Origin of the sequence: Pedobacter sp. MC2016-15, assembly GCF_026239695.1 — a bacterium.
Lineage (GTDB): Bacteria > Bacteroidota > Bacteroidia > Sphingobacteriales > Sphingobacteriaceae > Pedobacter.
Genome location: NZ_JAPIVS010000002.1, coordinates 514430 through 534892 on the forward strand (window position 1 = coordinate 514430; position 20463 = coordinate 534892).

The following is a 20463-nucleotide window of genomic DNA, read 5'->3' on the forward strand; positions in this document are numbered from 1 at the left end:
AAGATGATGAAGATAGCATTAGCGCAACTCAATTACCACATCGGTAACTTTGAATACAATACTAAAAAGATCATTGACCATATTGCTTTGGCAAAGGCCGATGGTGCCGACCTGGTCGTTTTTGCAGAACTCGCAGTATGTGGTTATCCGCCACGTGATTTCCTGGAGTTTGAGGAGTTTATCTCACTGTGTGAAAATGCGGCCAAAGAAATTGCAGCGCATTGCCATGGAATCGCCTGTATCATCGGATTACCGGTGAAAAACGATGCTATAGCCGGAAAAGACTTGTTCAATGCCGCCTATTTCATTGAAGAGGGTGCGGTTAAGGCAACAGTAAAAAAAGCCCTGCTGCCAAACTACGATATCTTTGATGAGTACCGTTATTTTGAGCCTGCAACAACTTTTGAATGTATAGATTTCAAAGGCACACGCATCGCTTTGACGATCTGTGAAGACCTCTGGAATATCAACAATAACCCGCTGTACATCTCTAATCCTATGGATGTGCTGATCACGCAGCAGCCGGACATGATGATCAATATCGCGGCATCCCCGTTTTCTTATCAGCATGATGATGAACGTATGGTGGTGTTATCTGATAATGCGAAGAAATACCAGCTGCCATTACTGTATGTGAACCAGGTAGGGGCTCAGACAGAGATCATCTTTGACGGCGGTTCGCTGGTTTATGATAAAGAAGGCAACCTGCTGGATGAAATGCCTTATTTTAAAGAGCATTTAAGTACCTATACGCTAAGCAAGGGAACCTTTGAGGGATTTGTAAAGAAAGAACATGTGAGTGTGCCAGACATCGCCCAGATCCATGATGCGCTGGTGCTGGGGATCAAAGATTATTTCAGCAAGTCGGGATTTTCAAAAGCTGTACTGGGATTATCAGGTGGGATAGATTCTGCTATTGTAGCAGCGCTCGCCTGTCGTGCTCTGGGGCCTGAAAATGTGATGGCAGTACTGATGCCTTCGAAATATTCTTCAGACCATTCCATCAAAGATGCGCTGGACCTTGTGAAAAACTTTGGCTGCAAATACGAGATTATTGAGATCAAAGAAGCAGCCGATGCATTTGACAGCATGCTGGCCCATGCTTTCGAAGGTTTGCCATTCAACCTGACAGAAGAGAACATCCAGGCGAGGAGCAGGGGCATTGTCGTGATGGCTATGTCTAACAAGTTTGGATATATTCTGCTCAATACCTCCAACAAAAGTGAGTGTGCCGTAGGTTATGGTACCTTATACGGAGATATGTGCGGTGCCATCGGCGTGATCGGGGATGTGTACAAAACACAGATCTATCAGCTGGCACATTATATCAACAAAGACGGAGAGCTCATCCCTGAGAATACGATTGTGAAACCACCATCTGCAGAGCTCAGACCAGGACAGAAGGATTCTGACTCCCTGCCGGATTACGATACGCTGGATGCGATACTGTACCAGTTTATCGAGCTGAAAAAGAGTTCCGCGGCGATTATTGCACAGGGATTTGACGAAACACTCGTGCGCAGGATCATGAAAATGGTAAATGCTGCAGAGTTTAAAAGATACCAGACCCCACCCATCCTGCGCGTATCACCAAAAGCTTTTGGTATGGGACGCAGGATGCCTATTGTAGGGAAGTACCTCGCATAACATTAAGCCTTACGGGATTTGTTTCTAAAGAAAATCCCGTAAGGTATAAACAGTGCCATGATGACGCCAATCACACTTAAGATCTGGGCGATAATATCGCCGCTTTTGGTATAAGGTGTCAGCTGATCATTCAGGTTGATATCCATCTTCAATGCATCACGTGTCCACCATTTCGAAGCTTTCACTACATCACCACGCTGGTTGATAAAACCGGAGATCCCGGTATTGGCAGAGCGCACCACCCAGCGGCGGGTCTCAATGGCCCTTAACTTTGCATATTCAAAATGCTGGTCTTTACCATAGGTATTACCCCACCAGCCATCGTTGGTGATGATGGCGATAAACTGTGCACCATTCTTCACAGACTCCGCAATCCATCCTCCCCAGAGGGATTCATAACAGATTACCGGGGCAACGCCCACACCAGCCTGTGAGTAAAATACACCAGGAGCATCCTGCCATCCCCAGCCTGAAACCGTTCCTCCCAGTCCAGAAAATACAGGCGCCAGGAAGGATAAAGTCTCCGGGAAAGGCATTTTTTCTACGCCGGGTACCAGCTTCGACTTATGATAGAACTGTACATTGCTGGAATTCTCTACCTGCATGGCCGTATTAAAGTTATCAAAATACAGCCTGCTGTTGGGATCAAATTTTGCGGAAAGCGTCTTTCTGTCGTTGTAAATCTTTATGCTTTCAATACCCGTCAGCAGTGTGCCGTTTTTATATTTGCTTAAAAAATGCTGTGCTTCTTCATACTCCCTGTTGCTGCGGATCCTGTCCTCATCAGCAAAGTTCGGGATCGCCGTTTCCGGCCAGATGAAATATTCCGTATTCACCTGCGCCACAGAATCAGACAATTTGGTCATCGTCTTCAGCTGGTCGCCCGAAGAAATACCCCCTGACTTCTCATAGGGATCAATATTAGGCTGGACAGTAACCACGTTTACGGGCACCGTCTTTTCATTGTAGCTGTAATAGCGGGTCAGGGATATCGCTATGGGTACAATGAGGATTACCAGCCATGCGATCGCAGGTCTGAACCTCAGATAACCTGTTTGGGTTTTAAACCCTTTATAAGCCTCAAAGGCCAGAATATTACTCAGTAAAATCCATACAGAGCCACCATAAACGCCGGTCGACTCATACCACTGTGCCAGCTGGTGCATCGCGGCAAAACCGTTCCCTAAGCTCATCCATGGGAAGGCAAGATCCCAGCAGGCATGCAGGTATTCCATCATGATATAGAAGGAAACCAGTGCGAGATAGGCTACACTCTTTTTCGTCACCACTTTCTTAAACCTGTACCAGAGCCAGAAAGAAAAGGTCATTAATAGAGCCCCAAGTCCATATGGAATCAATGAAATAAGGAACGCCACTACAGGACTGTTATAGGCGCTGATGGCGTTATACACCCAGTAGGTGCCTGCTGTATTCCAGACCAGGAAGGTTAATCCGGCAGTAAGGAAAACCTTCTTACCTGTTTTCTTTTCGCTGGTTTCAACAATCTGGTCCAGCGCAATCAGCAATGGAACCAAACCCACCAGTAATAACGGAGCGGCAAAAGTATGCGGCGGCCAGGCCAGCCATAAGAGAAATGCGCTTAACAGGGCAAGCAGCAGAGGGTATCTTGATTTCATTGATGTGTAAGAACTAGAAACTATCTAATATATCTGCCTTTTTGGCTTCATATTCTTCCTGGGTGATCAGCTGTTTATCATATAAAGTCTTCAGTTTACGCAGTTTCAGCGTCGTTTCATCTTCAGGCTCTTCAACTGGTGCCGCAGGAATAACGGGAGTTTCCGCTACCGGCGTCTCTGCTGCGGTAATGTCTACAAAAGGAATATCTATCGCAGAGGGATGGCGTTCAGTTGTACCAGACTGCTGTGCCCTGCGTTCTGCCTGCTCCGCCTGTTGCTGCTGCTCTTTAAATCCTTCCAGCTGCTCATAGGCCGCCTGGTACAATTTGCGGGCCTGCGCTTTAGGAATATATTCAGTGATAATATTCTCACCATGCTGAGGCACACAGATAAACTTGGATCCAAACAGCTCTTCCTTGAAAGATACCTCTTTGATACTTTTCCAGGAGATATCCTTAAAATTCATCGTAATACCGAAGTTAGCCGGCTCACAATAGAAGATCCGTTTATTACTGACAGCGATACAGTCCGGAAGCAGGTTCACTGCAGGTTTCTTTTGCACCGCCAGGTAAATCAGCTCCTCGTTAGTTGTCAGCATATCATTCAGTTTGCCCAAAACTTTTTCTACAGCTTTAGGGTCCTGCTCGTCACTTAAAAATCTATCTATTAAAATCATCGTATGTTCAATTAATCTTTCTCGTAAGAACGTTTTTCCTTTTTAGTTTCCTCTTTACCGGCAACACAAATTACAAATTCGCCTTTTAATATATTGTTTTCAAAATGTGATTTTATTTCGGTCAATGTGCCCCTGACAGTCTCCTCGTACATCTTCGTCAGCTCGCGGCTTACCGAGGCCTGTCTTTCTTCACCAAAAAACTGCGCAAACTCTTCAAGGGTTTTCAGCAGGCGGTGCGGACTTTCATAGAGGATGATGGTTCTCTCTTCTTCGGCGAGTTTCTTCATCCTTGTCTGACGCCCCTTTTTTACCGGCAGAAAACCTTCAAACACAAAAGCATCCGTAGGCAGCCCTGAATTTACCAGTGCCGGCACAAAGGCTGTTGCTCCCGGTAAACACTCCACAGGCAGCTCATTCTTCAGCACCTCGCGCACCAGAAAGAAACCCGGGTCGGATATCGCCGGGGTACCTGCGTCTGAGATCAGCGCTACGCTCTTGCCTTCCTTCAGAAACTTAATAATTTCTGAGGTCGCTTTATGTTCATTGTGCTGATGATGCGAATAAGCTTTTTTGTCAATGCCGAAGTGCTTCAGCAAAGGTGCACTTGTGCGGGTATCTTCAGCCAGGATCACGTCGGCTTCCTTCAATATGCGGACAGCCCTGAAGGTCATATCTTCGAGGTTTCCTATAGGTGTAGGCACCAGAAATAGTTTACCGCCCATATTATTCTCCAAACTCTTGTTATATTTGTTAAAAAATTTAAATAATGCTGCAAGTTAACTATATCCGTGAAAATAGAGAGAAAGTTTTAGAACGCTTAAGTGTCCGCAATTTTAAACAACCAGAGCTGGTTGATGAAATCATCAGGTTTGATGAAGAACGCAGACAAACTCAAACTTCGCTGGATAACCTTTCTGCGATCGCCAATGCAAACGCCAAACAGGTTGGTGAGCTGATGCGCACAGGTAAAAAAGAAGAAGCTGAAGTGCTTAAAACACAGACGGCAAACAGTAAGGAGCAAAGTAAAGTCCTGTCAGAGCAACTGGCAGTGGTAGAGCAGCAGCTTTACCAGGCGCTTGTGCAGTTGCCAAACCTGCCGGGCGAGCAGGTGCCTTCAGGTGCTACGCCGGAAGATAATGAAGTAACCTACCTGCACGGTGCACCGGCAGAATTACATGGCAATGCTTTACCACACTGGGAGCTGACGGCTAAATACGACATTATAGATTTTGAACTCGGCACCAAAATTACCGGCGCAGGATTTCCTGTATACAAAGGTAAGGGAGCCCGTTTACAGCGGGCGCTGATCAACTTCTTCCTCGACCGTGCTACAGCAGCCGGATACAGGGAGATGCAGGTGCCACTGATGGTAAACGAAGCTTCAGGTTTTGGAACAGGGCAGCTGCCTGATAAAGAAGGACAGATGTACCACTCTACAGTGGACAACCTGTACCTGATCCCTACTGCTGAGGTTCCTGTAACCAACCTTTACCGGGATGTGATCCTCAAAGAAGATGAGCTGCCAATAAAAAATACGGCCTATACACCATGTTTCCGTCGTGAGGCAGGTTCATATGGTGCGCATGTGCGCGGATTGAACAGGTTGCACCAGTTTGATAAAGTAGAATTGGTACAGGTGGTACATCCAGATCAGTCTTACGCCATTCTCGAAGAGATGAGCACTTATGTGCAGTCATTACTACAGGATCTGGGTTTACATTACCGCGTACTGCGTCTATGTGGCGGTGATATGGGTTTTACCTCGGCCATGACGTATGATATGGAGGTTTGGAGTGCAGCGCAGCAACGCTGGCTGGAAGTATCTTCAGTATCCAACTTCGAGGCTTACCAGGCCAACCGTTTAAAACTAAGGTTCAAAGGTGCTACAGGTAAAACGCAGCTGGCACATACTTTAAACGGAAGTGCTTTGGCATTACCACGTATTGTAGCTGCCATCCTGGAGAACTACCAGACTGAAGAGGGGGTAATCATCCCTGAGGTACTGAGACCTTATACTGGTTTTGACCGTATCGACTAATCAGCACCAGACATAAAAAAAGCTCCATCTAATGCAGATGGAGCTTTTTTTATAAGATAAATCCTCAGATTATAAAATCAGGATCAATAATAGGATAATGATGATAATTGCACCTACTGAAAGATAAACACCTCCACCCATTGCACGGGCTTCTTTTTTCATCTCTCTAAGTTCTTTACGCAATTCTTTTCTCTCAGCTTTAGACATATTAGATTTGTCCATTGCTTTGATTTCCTCAACACGGTTTGTGATTTTTTCCAACTGAGCTTTTTGCTCCATTGTCATTTCCACTTTGTCTTTAGTTGTTGCTGCAGAAACAGTGTTCATGCTAATACCTAACATGAAGATCAGGGCGAAAGAGTAAATTAATTTTTTCATAACGATTTAAGTTGAGTTTTAATTGTACGTGATACCTCTACTAAAACAAAAAACCTACCAAAAGTTTTGGTAGGTCTCTTTTATGCTAAAATTGGTTAATTGTGCTGAAAAAGCCTTTTTTTTATCTCTGCTGATAAAATTTATCTTTTTGTGCTGTCTACTCTAGTGGTCATTACTTGATTTCGAACACTGTATTCATCACATAGCTGAGCTTGATCTTCTTGAAATCAATCTCCGGAGCAGGTGCATCTTCAGCAAGTGCGTTGTTGCCCCTTAACATGATCCTGCTGGCAGCATACATTGGCTGAGGATAAGTCTCATTGTTGATCTCCTGGATATCCAGCACACTGCCCAGCTGATTGCCCAGCGCTTCAACAAGGTAAGTTGCTTTGGCTTTGGCAGACTGCAGTGCTTTAATTTTAAGCTCCTTTTTCAGTGCTTCAATTTTGGAGTACTCATAGCTGTCCACATTGGTGTAAGCTACCCCTTTGGCATCCACATCACCAATGATTGCATTCCATTTGTTCAGGTCCGTTACTTTCAGGCGGTATTGTTTACTCACCAGGAAGTCCGGGTTTTTCTTTTTCTGCGCGGCAGTATTGTATCCCGACAGGTTACTGATCATCAGGTTTTCCTTAGAGATACCGGCAGCCTGTATCGCATTATACAGTTGTGTTTCCAGTTCATTGATCTCTACCTTTTTCTTGCTGTTGCCATCTTTCAGGTATTCCTTTAATGAAATGCTGATATAGATAATATCAGGCGTCACTTCTGTTTCTGCTGTTCCGCTAACGTTGATCTTTTTACGCAGGTCTGCCTGCTGGGCCATGGCACTTACACTAAATAAGGCTACAAGGGCAAAGGTGAATAAGTGTTTCATAATACTTCTGTTTGTGTGTATACAGGATAGATGTAATAAATATGCCAATTCCATAAAAAACGCCCGCATTTTTTGTGCGGGCGTTTTTTTAATCATGTATGTCGTTAATCTTCAACCATTTCATTATTGGGGCCAATCTCTTCTTTCACCTCTTCCTTAAAATAACTTTTCTGGAAGATCAGGATGGCAATCACACCTACTGAGATGGCGGCATCTGCAATGTTAAACACCGGTCTGAAGAAGATATAATCCTGACCACCCCAGATAGGGACCCAGCGGGGGAAGATACCTTCCAGTATCGGGAAGTAAAACATGTCCACCACCCTTCCGTGGAAGAGCGCGGCATAGCCGTAGATTTTTCCGTAGATCACCGAGTCAATGATATTACCCAGTGCGCCAGAAAAGATCAGCGCCACGTTTAAAATCAGCCCTCTGTGGTATTTATGTTTGATCAGGTGTACCAGCCCGTAGCCGATACCTGCTACAGCGCCGATTCTGAACAGCGATAATGCCAGTTTCCCGAATTCGCCGCCAAACTCCATTCCAAAGGCCATTCCGTTATTTTCAGTGAAATGTATAATGAACCAGTTGCCAATGACCTTAAACTCCTGGCCAATGTACATATTGGTTTTGATCCATGTCTTCAGTGCCTGATCGGCAAGCAACACAAGGAATATCACCAGCAATGGTTTAGTATAACCTTTCATTATGCCTGCTTCAGTTTAGCTTCCATACTTAATGTGGCGTGAGGTACTGCACGCAGACGTTCTTTCTGGATCAGTTTACCCGTTTCACGGCAGATACCATATGTTTTATTCTCGATGCGCACCAGGGCAGCCTCTAAGTTATCAATGAATTTTTTCTGACGCGCTGCAAGCTGGTTTAGCTGCTCTTTCTCCATTGTTGCTGATCCGTCTTCCAGAGTTTTGTACGTTCCTGAAGTATCTTCAGTACCGTTAGAATTTGGACTGCTTAATGAATTCGTTAAATCAAGAAATTCCTCTCTGGCCATACGAAGTTTGTCTTGTATAAGCACTTTAAATTCTTGAAGTTCGCTATCCGAGTAACGCGTTTTGTTCGGGTTTTCCATAAATCTATTTATTGTTTTGCAATCAAAATTTGTAGTTCAATGTCATCAATTACGATTTTGTTTCCTCTGTCGAAACCATCAGTGAGGGTAAGCTCATCTGCGAGAATTTCTGCGCAAATGTAGGCTTTATTATTCTCTACTGCTGCCCTGATCAGGTTATCGTTTTGTAAAGTAACTGCTATACGGTCCGTTACTTCAAAATTTAATTCTTTTCTCAGGTTCTGGATCCTGTTGATCAGTTCCCTTGAAAGTCCTTCTTCTTTTAATTCTCCCGTGATGGTTACATCCAGGGCAACGGTAAGGCTGCCAAGGTTGGTCACCTGCCATCCCGGAATATCTTCAGCAATAATGTCAACATCTGCTAAAAGAATCTCGTAACTGGTGCCCGGAACCCTGTAAAGGCCTTCGGCTTCAAACTTACTCAAGTCTTCCTGAGTCATATTACTGATCAGTTCTGCAACAGATTTCATGTCCTTACCAACTTTCGGGCCAAGGGCTTTAAAGTTCGGTTTTATCTTCTTGGTGATGAATCCGGCAGTGTCTGTAATATACTCAATATTTTTGATGTTGGTTTCCGATAAAATAATTTCTTTAACCAATTCTACCCTTCCTTTAAAAGCAGGATCCAGGATTGGAATTAAGATCTTCGCCAGTGGCTGACGAACATTGATTCCTGATTTCTTTCTCAGTGATAAAACCATCGAAGAAATATCCTGCGCCAGGTGCATACGCTCGTTCAATTCTGTGTCAATCAGTGAAGTATCACCTTCTTTCCACAGCGTCAGGTGAATCGACTGCTCAGCATCTGCAGCTTTGTTTACCGTCAGGTTCTGGTACAGCCAGTCGGCAAAAAACGGTGCGATAGGCGACATCAGTTGTGATACCGTTACCAGGCAGGTATATAAAGTTTCGTATGCTGCTTTTTTATCAGCCGTCATTTCACCTTTCCAGAAGCGGCGGCGCGACAAACGGATGTACCAGTTGCTCAGGTGCTCATCCACAAAAGTTTGTATAGACCTGGCTGCCTTTGTAGGCTCATAGGTATTGTAGCTTTCATCCACCTCATTGATCAGGTTTTGCAACAGTGACAGGATCCAGCGGTCAAGTTCCGTACGGTCTTTTACCGGAGTCTCATTTTGCTCATCAATTTCAAACTGATCAATATTCGCATATAAAGCGAAGAAAGCATAAGTATTATATAAAGTACCAAAGAATTTACGTCGCACCTCGTCCAGTCCGTCCATATTGAACTTCAGGTTGTCCCATGGTGAAGCATTGCTGATCATATACCACCTTGTCGCATCAGCACTGTACGTATCAATTGTATGGAAAGGATCTACACCATTTCCAAGACGTTTGGACATCTTGTTACCGTTTTTATCCAGCACCAGACCATTGGATACCACGTTTTTGTAAGCGATACCTTTATTGCCTACACGCTCATTGATCGCTTTGATCTCGTCACTGGTCTCGCTCAGCATCACCGCTATGGCGTGCAGCGTAAAAAACCATCCGCGTGTCTGGTCTACACCTTCAGCGATAAAGTCTGCAGGATAAGCGTTTTCAAACTCTTCCTTGTTCTCAAAAGGGAAGTGCCATTGCGCGTAAGGCATTGCCCCGCTGTCAAACCACACATCAATCATATCCGCTTCGCGAACCATTTTCTCCCCTTTGGAAGAGGTCAGGATGACATCATCTACATATGGGCGGTGCATATCCTTCAGCTCAAAAGAAGCTTCCATGAAACCTGCATCTACAGATTTTTTGATCTCTGCGTTCAGTTCTGCGATAGAGCCGATACACTTTTCTTCCGTACCGTCAGCTGTTCTCCAGATCGGCAGGGGAGTACCCCAGTAGCGTGAACGCGACAAGTTCCAGTCTACCAGGTTTTCCAGCCAGTTGCCAAAACGCCCTGTGCCTGTAGCTTCAGGTTTCCAGTTGATCGTCTTGTTCAGCTCTACCATTTTCTCCTTTACAGAAGTAGTTTTGATGAACCAGCTATCCAGTGGGTAGTACAATACAGGTTTATCAGTTCTCCAGCAGTGCGGATAACTGTGTTCATATTTTTTTACGTCAAATGCTTTATTGTCTTCTTTCAACTTGATGGCAATCAGTACATCAGTAGATTTAAAATCTGCTGCTTTACGTTCTTCATCAGTATAGTATTCCTCTTTTACATAATATCCCGCAAAATCAGTCACTTCGTCAACAAATTTCCCCTGTTTGTTCACTAGCGGAAGTTCATTGCCCTGATCATCCTTTACCATCACGGAAGGAATGCCGCTTTCTTTGGATACCCGGAAATCGTCCGCACCAAAAACTGCAGCAATATGCACGATACCCGTTCCGTCTTCAGTAGTTACATAGTCGGCCGGAATCACGCGGAAAGCTTTTTCTTCGAGTTCGGCATTGGTCACATAGTTCATCAGCTGATGATAACGCAGACCCACCAGCTCTTTACCTGTAAACTCTGCGGCGATCTTCCATGGGATCAGTTTATCCGTCTCCTTGTAATCTTCAAAAGAAAGGTTTTCTGCATCTTTTTTGAAATGCTTGGCCAGCAGGTCTTTCGCGAGGATGACACTCACCGGCAGGAAAGTATAGGGGTTAAAGGTTTTCACCTTCACATAGCTGATCTTCTCACCTACGGCCAGAGCTCCGTTAGAAGGCAATGTCCATGGGGTGGTTGTCCACGCGATGATGGCAGTATCATCAGTTTCATCTTCAAAAAGTACAGGCATCAGAGGATGCTGCTGATCTTTTTTCAGGAAAAACTGTGCGGTGATAGAAGTATCCTTCAGCATCTTGTAGGTACCCGGCTGGTTCAGCTCATGTGAGCTCAAACCTGTTCCTGCAGCCGGAGAATAAGGCTGTACAGTATATCCCTTGTATAAAAGACCCTTGTCGTAAAATGTTTTTAAGATCCACCAAAGCGATTCAATATAATCGTTTTCGTAGGTGATATAAGGTTTTTCAAGATCTACCCAGTAACCCATTTTTTCTGTCAGGTCGTTCCAGATATCGGTATAGCGCATCACTTCCTCACGGCAGGCTGCGTTATAATCTTCTACAGAGATTTTAACCCCGATATCCACTTTGGTGATACCCAGTTTTTTCTCAACAGCAAGTTCGATCGGAAGCCCGTGAGTATCCCAGCCCCCTTTACGTTTCACCTGGAAACCTTTGAGTGTTTTATAGCGGCAAAAGATATCTTTGATGGCGCGGGCCATAACGTGGTGAATACCAGGCATTCCATTAGCAGAAGGCGGGCCTTCGTAAAAAGTAAAAGGGTTAGATTTTGGCCGCGTGGAGATGCTTTTTTCGAATATGTTCTCTGCTTTCCAAAACTCCAGTATCTCTTTACCTATTTTAGGTAGTTCTAATTGTTTAAATTCCCTATACATCAATCCAGTATCTTAAAAAAAATAAGGATGCAAAGTTACGGATTTAGAATGAAAAAAGGTAGAAGTTGCAGGAAATACATTGATCTTCAAATTCTTAAATTGGTTTGGTTTTTGTTGACTATCTTTACTCATCAAAAAAATTAAGGTCATGATAAAAGCAATGAAACTACAGAAAGCACTAATCGCCATTATCCTTGGTGTGCTGGCATTGGTTGCCTATTTAATCATGGATGCCAATGATGTCAGCTGGAGCAGATATGTGCTGGAAGCTTCGGGACTGTTCCTGATGCTGGGAGCACTCTTGTTTTTGTATCCGATTTTGTTTGCAAGAAAAGACAAGGAAGGCTGTGTGGAGCTTGACCCTGAAGCACCACTGGCAGAAACACCAGACAGTCAGGGTAAATTTTAAGACCATCAGAACTACATTTTTAATTAAGTAATTGTAAACTTTTTAATGAGAGCACTTGGTAAGGTGCTCTTTTTCATTTGTGCTATTACGGTTTAGCAATCATTAAATTTAACCTAAAACTATATTTAGGGTAACACCTGATCTCTATTATTGCAGGATAAAGCCTGATTTGGCAATCCAACGAAATAATTAGCAATATATGAGAAATTTTACCCTTCAACAATTGCCCCTTTCTTTACGGAAAGGGATGTTTTCCCTACTTTTTCTTGGCGCTTCGGGAATAGTGCCAGCCATGGCGGCAGTGCCCGGTCCAGTTACCAGCAACCAGCAGCTGAAAGCAATTACCGTTACCGGAACCGTAACCGATAAAAATGGCCTCGTGCTGCCTGGTGTTTCCGTGAGGATCAAAGGTGGGGGCGGCGGTACTACGACCGATCGCAACGGGCGGTTCAGCCTGAGTATACCCAATGAAAAAGCTGTCCTGCTCCTCAGCTTCATTGGCTACCAAAGCCAGGAGGTAGAGGTGAACGGCCGCAGTGACTTGCGTATCACGCTGGGTGAGGACAATAATGAACTGACAGAGGTGGTGGTCACCGCACTCGGTATCTCCAGAGAGAAAAAATCCCTGGGATATGCTGCACAGGAGATTAAAGGGGACGACCTGGATAAGGCCCGTGAAACCAACTTCTCCAACGGACTGGCAGGTAAAATCGCCGGTGTAACCGTTATGAACAGTCCTTCGGGTGTCGGCGGCTCTGCACGTGTCACGATCAGGGGCGATAAATCACTCAACATCAACAACAACCAGCCGCTGTATGTGATCGATGGTATTCCCATCAGCAATGAAAACTATGGCTCTTCAGGAAACAACTACCAGGAGGTAGATTACGGAAATGGTGCTTCACTCATCAATCCTGATGATGTGGAATCGGTAAACGTGCTGAAAGGTGCCAATGCTGCGGCGCTGTATGGTTCACGTGCTGCGAACGGGGTAATCCTCATTACTACTAAAAGCGGAAAGAAATCCAAAGGCGTAGGAGTGAGTGTAAACACAGGCTTAACGCTTGAATCTCCGCTGGTGCTGCCTAAATTCCAGAAGAAATACGGGCAGGGTAACGACGGGGAATTTTCTTTTGTAGATGGTCTGGGTTCGGGGATCAGGGACGGTGTCGACGAAAGCTGGGGACCTGCTTTTAACGGTCAGCTGATCCCGCAGTTTGACTCACCCACTACCAACGGCTATCGTGGAGGGGATATTTACCTGATCAACGACGGAAGCCTTGGTTCTGCAGCCAACCTCGCTGCCCGTGGTAATATCATTGCCACACCATGGACCAACAAGTTCAATCTCAACGATTTCTACGAAACAGGGCTGACTACCAATAATAATATCGCTGTTACGGGTGCTAACGACAAAGGAAACTTCCGGGTGTCTTATACCAACCTGTATCAGAAAGGTATCGTTCCCAATACAGACCTCAAAAGGAACACTTTCGCCTTCAACTCAGATTACAAGCTCACACCAAAGCTGAGTGTAAAGGCGAGTATCAACTATATCCTTAGCGAAAGCGGCAACAGACCCAACATCAGTTATGGTACAGAAAATATCATCTACCTGCTCAATAACTGGATGGGCCAACAGGTAGATCTCAATTCACTCAAAGAATACTGGGTAAGGGGAATGGAGAACCGTCAGCAGTTCAATTTCAACTACAACTACCATGATAACCCCTACTTCAACCTCTATGAAAATACCAACTCACAGGATGCGCACCGTTTGATCGGAAACATCGCCGTAAAATATGACATCAATAGCTGGTTAAACGTTTTGCTCCGCGGCGGAACGGACTATGGTAACGAAATCAGGGAGCGCAAACGTTCTTTCAGTACTCAGCGTTACCCGCGTGGTGCCTACCGTGAAGAACGTGTGGAAAACACAGAGACAAATCTCGACTTCCTGATCAGTGCCAATAAGGATTTAAATCAGGATTTCCGCCTGTCACTCAATGCGGGTGCCAATGCCAGGATCAACAATACCGACCAGATCACTACTTTTACAACAGAGTTGCTGACACCGGGTCTTTATAACCTGAACAACTCATCAATACCACTGGTTACAGAAATCTTTAACCCAAGAAAAAGAGTTAACAGTGTATACGGTTTCGGGCAGCTTTCGTTCCGCAACTACCTGTACCTGGACGTAACTGCACGTAATGATTGGTCGAGCGCTCTTACCTTGCCGGTAAATTATGCTACACTCGGTATTACCGATAACTCTTATTTCTATCCTTCAGCGTCATTAAGTGCGCTGGTTTCTGAAATGGTTGCCCTGCCAAAGTGGATCAGCTATGGTAAAATCAGGTTGAGTGCTGCAAGAGGTGGTAATGATACCAGCCCTTATGCATTTACACAAGCTTATAACAAGCAGAACCCGATCGGAAACAACCCTGTGTTCAGTACGCCGGGTGTATTGAGAAACTACAATATCAAACCTGAGATCAGTACTTCACTGGAAGGTGGTCTGGAGTGGAAATTCCTGGATAACAGGTTAGGTTTCGACTTCAGTTACTATCACGTGACTACAAAAAACCAGATCCTGAACAACGTTCCTGTATCTATTACCAGCGGATGGGACACACAGATCCTGAACGCAGGAGAGATCCGCAACTCAGGACTGGAACTGTCGGTAACGACAACACCTGTGAAAAGAGCGGTAAGATGGGATTTTGATGTCAACTTCTCTATGAACCGAAGTAAGGTGATCGAGCTGACGGATAACATCAGCGTGTACCAGATGGCCAGCAAAGAGGCTATCTCTATCGAAGCCAGGGTAGGAAACCGCATGGGTGATATGTACGGCGAGGTTTACCAGAGAGTAACTGATGCCAGCAGCCCGTACTTTGGTCAGGTGATCAATAACGCTAATGGTCGCCCGCTCAGTACAGGCACCAGAGAGCGTTTGGGTAACTACAATCCAGACTGGCTGGCAGGAGTGCGCAATACCATCTCCTACAAAGGGGTAAACATGAGCTTCCTGTTTGATATCCGCAAAGGCGGTAAGGTGTACTCACTGACGCAGGTAGTGGGACGTGAGGCAGGGCAGCTGGAAGAAACATTACTGGGGCGTGCCAATGGATATGACCTCAGTGTTGCCGGCAACGGAGTGATCAGTCCGGGAGTAATCCAGAATGCTGACGGCAGTTTCCGCCCCAATGATGTCGTCCTGACAGCAAGGGCATGGAACTCGGCATTCACCAACGGAAGGTCTATCGCAGAGCCTGCGGTATATGATGCTTCTTTCGTGAAACTTCGTGAGCTGACCTTAGGCTATAGCATTCCTTCCAAATTCCTCAGCAAGTACAACATCAGCAACCTTTCAGTTTCCCTGGTGGGACGTAACCTCTGGCTGGTACATTCTAATGTTCCCCATATTGATCCGGAACAGATTGCGATGTCTGGCGGAACCTATGTTCCCGGTGTAGAATCTTCGTCTATACCTACAACCCGTTCCTATGGTCTGAACCTGAAATTCAACTTCTAACACACCCTTAACAGCTAAAAAATGAAAATCACTATAAAACAATTTCTCTTCAGCGGCCTGTTCTGCACGATGATCGCTGCAGGATGTACCAAAGACTTTGCCGAGAAGAACCAGGACCCCAATGCCATTACGGTCATCACGCCTGACCTCTTACTTCCATCCATCATCCGCTCAGCCATCAATACCCAGATGGGCGAGGCCTGGGGTATAGGAACGCTGGTGGTGCAGCAAACTGCGAAATATCAGTTTGTAGATGACGACCGCTATCTCTGGGATAACAAAGACAATGTCTGGAACTCTTATTACAGCAACATGAGGGACGTGAAAAAACTATCCGAGCTGTCTGCATCCACGGCGCAGCCTGCCTATGAAGGGATAGCGCTGATCCTTAAATCATGGATGTTCTCCGTAGTAACAGATACCTATGGTGATGCCCCTTACACAGAAGCTACTTCAGGAGATGTAAATATCCTGAAACCGAAATATGATTCACAGGAAGTGATCTACGCTGGTATTCTGGCAGACCTGGAAAAAGCCAATACGATCCTCTCCACTGCCAATGCAACGGTGAAGGGAGACCTGATTTACCAGGGGGATTTACTGAAATGGAGAAAGCTCGCGAACAGCCTCAGGGTAAGATACCTGATGCGTATCTCGGCAAAGCAGTCGGTAGCCGCTACCCTGCAGACGATCGTTTCTACGCCTGCAACCTATCCTCTGTTTAGCGGCAATGCCGATGACGGCGATTATTCCTACTATGCTGAAGCCCCGAACCAGTTTCCTAACTATACCAACAGGATCGGTGGTTTTGATGAGTACCGCCTGAGTAATACCTTCGGCAATACGCTGCAGGCATTCGGTGACCCGCGACTGGCGATTTTTGCAAGGCCAACAGCCTCATCCGTAACTGCCGGAAACCCTCAGTATGTGGGCATGCCAAACGGCCTGAGTGATACGGAAGCACTCAACTTTAACGGTGGATCAAACAACATCAGCCGTATTGGTGCCTTTTACTACGAAAATTCAATCACTCCTGCAGGTCTGCTTGTAGCTAAAGGTTATATCATGGGCTTCGCAGAGTTGCAGTTCCTGCTGGCCGAGGCGAGGCTCAAAAACCTGATCAGTACGGAAACTGCACAGGGCTATTATGAAAAGGGTATCCAGGGTGCTTTTACTTACCTGAACACGACGATGCCGGCCGACTACCTGACACGTACGGGTGTGAGGTTTGATAACAGCACTGCGCTAAACCAGATCATTACACAGAAATGGATCTCTCTGTTTTATACCGGACTGGAGAACTGGTTTGAGTGGAGAAGAACAGGTTTCCCAGTGCTGAAAGCAGGTCCGGATAACCAGAACGGCGGTCTCATACCGCGCAGGTTAAAATATCCGCTGGATGAGCGTCTGCAAAACCCGGATGCGCTTAATACAGCAATCGCAAGACAAGGGGCAGACAATATCAATACCCGCGTCTGGTGGGATAAATAACAAAGAAAAAGCCGTCTCCTAATAGGGGGACGGCTTTTTTGTTCTTACCAGAATTTGACATATAAAGCTGTAATGATCAGCAGTGTCAGAATGATCAGCGCCAATGTTGAAGGCTTCACATTAAACATGCTTTTATCCAGCTCAAAAGCTTTAGGGTTTACTTTAGGTCCGGCATAACTCATGGCAATCATAATCACCATCGTAAAGGCGAAGGACAATCCCATACAGATATGGAAGGGGATTTCCCATCCGCCGGAGCCGTTTGGATAGGCGGTATACAAGATCGTCTCATGACCAAGCAGTCCCGGAGCCAGCTCATTAAAGAACACTGAGAACAGGAAGCCCGCCAGTACACCCGCAATCGCCGCTGCACCGGTAGTCCTTTTCCAGAACATCCCTAAGAAAAACATAGCGAATACTCCCGGACTGATAAAACCGGTGTATTTCTGGATATAGGTGAAACCACCCACACCACCAATACCCAGCAAGTCGTTCCAGGTAAATAGCACAGCCAGTACCAGGCCGATCACTACCGTAACACGTCCTACATAAACCAGGCTTTTCTGATCCGTTTCCTTCTGAAAATATTTTGAATACACATCCAGTGTAAAGATCGTCGAGATACTGTTTACCTTACCTGCAAGAGAAGCTACAATAGCTGCGGTGAGGGCCGCAACAGAAAGGCCTTTTAATCCTGTAGGGAGGAATGTCAGCACTGCCGAATAGGCTCCGTCTTTTCCACCAATCAGCTGCGGAAGGTGTCCGCCTTTATACAGTACATAAGCCGCGATACCCGGCAGCATCACGATCAGTGGCATCATCAGTTTCAGCAAACCCGCAAACAGGATACCCGTTCTTGCGGTATGCAAGTCTGCGCCCAGCGCCCGTTGGGTGATATATTGGTTGCAACCCCAGTAGTTCAGGTTGATGATCCATATCCCCGCCAGGTAAGAGGCCAGACCAGGGAAAGTCAGGTACTTGCTGATCTCATTTTGTGTAGATGTAGCCGTAGGTCTTGGAATGATCATCTTGAAATGGTCAGGAGCCTGATCCATCAGTACCTTGAAACCGGCAATGGCATTGCTGCCCACGCCATATTTCTCACCAACGACAGTAAGCGCGATATAGGTCGTTACCAGTCCGCCGAAGATCAGCACCGCCACCTGGATTACGTCAGTATAGGCAACTACCTTCATTCCGCCCAGTGAAATAAACAAGGCGAATACGGCAAGGCCGATCATAATCACATGCAGATACTCCCCGCCGGTGAGCCCGTTGATGGCTACTGCACCCAGGTACAGGATCGAGGTCAGGTTTACAAAAACATAGAGGAACAACCAGAAGATCGCCATAATCAGGGCTACCGACTCATTATACCTCGTTTTAAGAAACTGTGGCATCGTGTAAATCTTATTCTTCAGGTAAACCGGAATAAACCAGACGGCCACAATGATCAGTGCGATGGCCGCAATCCACTCATAGGCGGCTACAGCAACACCGAGGAAGAAACCCTCTCCGCTCATACCGATAAACTGTTCTGCGGAAATATTGGATGCAATCAGGGAGGCGCCGATGGCCCACCAGGTTAAGGTACCCTCCGCAAGGAAGAATGCTTTTGCATCATGTTCATTTCTCTGCCGCTTATGATAGATTGAGTATCCATACAGGGAAACAACCAGGAAATAAACGATAAAAACTACGTAGTCTGTAGTTGCTAAGCTGTTGGTCATAATTTAATTTGGTTAGAAATTTTCATGGTATTTAATGTTTGTTTAACTGATAATATACCTCATTCCACTTTAAATCGTTCTTCAATTGATTTATAGTAGTTTGATTATCGATGCCAACATACTCAATCCCTGCGATATCTGCAAAATCTAAAAGATGTTCTGCAGTTAAATTTTGACTATAGCAGGTATGATGGGCTCCGCCGGCATAAATCCAGGCTGCACAACCTGTCTTCATATCCGGCTGCGGTTTCCACAATACACGTGCAACCGGCAGCTTAGGCAGCTCATGTTGTTCATCCACACCGTCTACCATATTCACCAGCATTCGGAATCTGTTGCCCATATCAATGATCGATGCATTCAGGGCAGGGCCATTTGCTGCATCAAAGATCAGCCTTACCGGATCTGCTTTGCCACCAATACCGAGTGGATGTATCTCGCATTTTACAGGACCTTTGGCCAGGGCAGCATCAACTTCCAGCATATGTGATCCTAAAACAAAGGAATTGTTCGGGTTAAAGTGATAGGTGTAATCTTCCATAAACGCATTCGCACCTTCCAGGCCGCTGCCCATCACCTTCATCGTCCTCACCAGTACAGCTGTTTTCCAGTCGCCCTCACCCGCAAAACCATATCCATCGCTCATCAGTCGCTGCACCGCGATACCAGGCAGCTGACTCATGCCATGTAAATCCTCAAAAGTATCCGAGAACCCTTTGAAATTACCCTGCTCCAGGAAATTACGTAATCCAATCTCAATCTTCGCTGCTTCCCTTAAGGAGCCATGCTGCGCGCCGCCCTTAATCAGGCTTTCCGCCATCACATAGCTGTCTGCGTATTCTTTTACCAGGCGGTCGATATCAGCATCCGTAGTCTGGTTGATCACCGCTACCAGGTCGCCGATACCATAGGTATTCACTGAGAAGCCGAATTTGATTTCGGCCTCCACCTTATCACCTTCAGTTACGGCCACATTACGCATATTATCGCCAAAACGCGCATATTTTGCTCCCTGCATGTCAAACCATCCCGCAGCGGCACGTAGCCAGGTATTTACACTTTCCCTGACTTCCGGATCTTCCCAGTGTCCGGCAACCACCTTACGGTTGATGCGCATCCGCGACATGATAAAGCCAAACTCACGGTCGCCATGTGCACTCTGGTTCAGGTTCATGAAATCCATGTCCATCGTGCTCCATGGAATATCGCGGTTAAACTGTGTATGCAGGTGCAGTAAAGGTTTCTGCAATATTTTTAATCCGCCGATCCACATTTTTGCCGGAGAGAAGGTATGCATCCAGGCAATGATGCCGATACAGTTTTCTGCATTGTTGGCTTCCTGGCATACAGCATAGATCTCATCCGCTGTTTTTACTGTAGGCTTAAAGACGATTCTTACAGGGATTTGTGGAGAATCATTCAGTGCTCCTGCGATTTGCTGCGAGTGCTCTGCTACTTGTCTCAGGGTTTCTTCTCCGTATAAATGCTGGCTTCCGGTAATGAACCAGGCTTCGAGTTGTTTTAGGTTGCTTGTCATAGTAT

15 protein-coding genes are annotated in these 20463 nt (G+C 45.8%); 5 read left to right on the forward strand and 10 right to left on the reverse strand.

Translation table 11 applies throughout. The annotated features are described in order from the left end of the window. Positions 1 to 6: 6 nt before the first annotated feature. The gene (locus tag OQY15_RS06995) at positions 7 to 1647 is read left to right on the forward strand and encodes an NAD+ synthase (protein ID WP_265790434.1); all 1641 of its coding nucleotides are present in this window, start codon (positions 7 to 9) and stop codon (positions 1645 to 1647) included. Positions 1648 to 1649: 2 nt separating this feature from the next. On the opposite strand, the gene lnt is transcribed toward OQY15_RS06995, so the two are convergent. From lnt to rsmI, 3 genes are read right to left on the reverse strand one after another with little or no spacing between them, the layout of a single operon-like run. Continuing rightward, positions 1650 to 3284, reverse strand: a complete 1635-nt coding sequence (lnt, locus tag OQY15_RS07000; RefSeq protein ID WP_265789419.1) for an apolipoprotein N-acyltransferase — start codon at positions 3282 to 3284, stop codon at positions 1650 to 1652. Positions 3285 to 3297: 13 nt separating this feature from the next. Continuing rightward, complete coding sequence (locus tag OQY15_RS07005) at positions 3298 to 3960, reverse strand: PH domain-containing protein (protein WP_265789421.1); 663 nt, start codon at positions 3958 to 3960, stop codon at positions 3298 to 3300. Between the two features lie 11 nt (positions 3961 to 3971). After that, entirely contained in the window at positions 3972 to 4682 is a 711-nt protein-coding gene (gene rsmI, locus OQY15_RS07010) for a 16S rRNA (cytidine(1402)-2'-O)-methyltransferase (protein ID WP_265790436.1), read from the reverse strand. 44 nt (positions 4683 to 4726) lie between these two features. Here rsmI and serS point away from each other — a divergent pair, with 44 nt between their 5' ends. Beyond that, positions 4727 to 5998: a serine--tRNA ligase gene (serS, locus tag OQY15_RS07015; RefSeq protein WP_265789423.1), complete on the forward strand. Its 1272-nt coding sequence runs from the start codon at positions 4727 to 4729 to the stop codon at positions 5996 to 5998. 69 nt (positions 5999 to 6067) lie between these two features. Here the strand turns inward: serS and OQY15_RS07020 are convergent, their stop codons facing one another. From OQY15_RS07020 to ileS, 5 genes are all read right to left on the reverse strand, one after another. Beyond that, positions 6068 to 6376 carry a hypothetical protein gene (locus OQY15_RS07020; RefSeq protein WP_265789425.1) on the reverse strand — a complete coding sequence of 103 codons (309 nt, stop codon included), beginning with the start codon at positions 6374 to 6376 and terminating at the stop codon, positions 6068 to 6070. A gap of 172 nt (positions 6377 to 6548) precedes the next feature. Next, positions 6549 to 7256: an SIMPL domain-containing protein gene (locus tag OQY15_RS07025; protein WP_265789426.1), complete on the reverse strand. Its 708-nt coding sequence runs from the start codon at positions 7254 to 7256 to the stop codon at positions 6549 to 6551. A gap of 104 nt (positions 7257 to 7360) precedes the next feature. After that, positions 7361 to 7963, reverse strand: coding sequence for a lipoprotein signal peptidase (locus tag OQY15_RS07030; RefSeq protein WP_265789429.1), 603 nt, complete (start codon positions 7961 to 7963; stop codon positions 7361 to 7363). Next, positions 7963 to 8346 (reverse strand): TraR/DksA C4-type zinc finger protein, encoded by a 384-nt coding sequence (locus OQY15_RS07035; protein WP_265789430.1) that lies wholly within the window; start codon positions 8344 to 8346, stop codon positions 7963 to 7965. The genes OQY15_RS07030 and OQY15_RS07035 overlap by 1 nt, the downstream gene beginning before the upstream one ends. A gap of 8 nt (positions 8347 to 8354) precedes the next feature. After that, on the reverse strand, positions 8355 to 11750 hold the full coding sequence (gene ileS, locus OQY15_RS07040; protein WP_265789432.1) for an isoleucine--tRNA ligase: 3396 nt from the start codon (positions 11748 to 11750) through the stop codon (positions 8355 to 8357). A 148-nt stretch (positions 11751 to 11898) separates the two neighbouring features. On the opposite strand from ileS, the gene OQY15_RS07045 reads away from it, so the two are divergent. From OQY15_RS07045 to OQY15_RS07055, 3 genes are all read left to right on the forward strand, one after another. Then, entirely contained in the window at positions 11899 to 12159 is a 261-nt protein-coding gene (locus OQY15_RS07045; RefSeq protein ID WP_265789434.1) for an isoleucyl-tRNA synthetase, read from the forward strand. A gap of 199 nt (positions 12160 to 12358) precedes the next feature. Further along, positions 12359 to 15700: a SusC/RagA family TonB-linked outer membrane protein gene (locus OQY15_RS07050; protein WP_265789437.1), complete on the forward strand. Its 3342-nt coding sequence runs from the start codon at positions 12359 to 12361 to the stop codon at positions 15698 to 15700. Positions 15701 to 15721: 21 nt separating this feature from the next. Then, positions 15722 to 17191, forward strand: coding sequence for a SusD/RagB family nutrient-binding outer membrane lipoprotein (locus OQY15_RS07055; RefSeq protein ID WP_265789439.1), 1470 nt, complete (start codon positions 15722 to 15724; stop codon positions 17189 to 17191). A gap of 44 nt (positions 17192 to 17235) precedes the next feature. Here OQY15_RS07055 and OQY15_RS07060 read toward each other — a convergent pair whose 3' ends face one another. Both OQY15_RS07060 and araA read right to left on the reverse strand, forming a co-directional pair. Next, complete coding sequence (locus OQY15_RS07060; protein ID WP_265789442.1) at positions 17236 to 18921, reverse strand: sodium/solute symporter; 1686 nt, start codon at positions 18919 to 18921, stop codon at positions 17236 to 17238. Positions 18922 to 18952: 31 nt separating this feature from the next. After that, complete coding sequence (gene araA / locus OQY15_RS07065) at positions 18953 to 20458, reverse strand: L-arabinose isomerase (protein ID WP_265789444.1); 1506 nt, start codon at positions 20456 to 20458, stop codon at positions 18953 to 18955. Between the last annotated feature and the right edge of the window lie 5 nt (positions 20459 to 20463).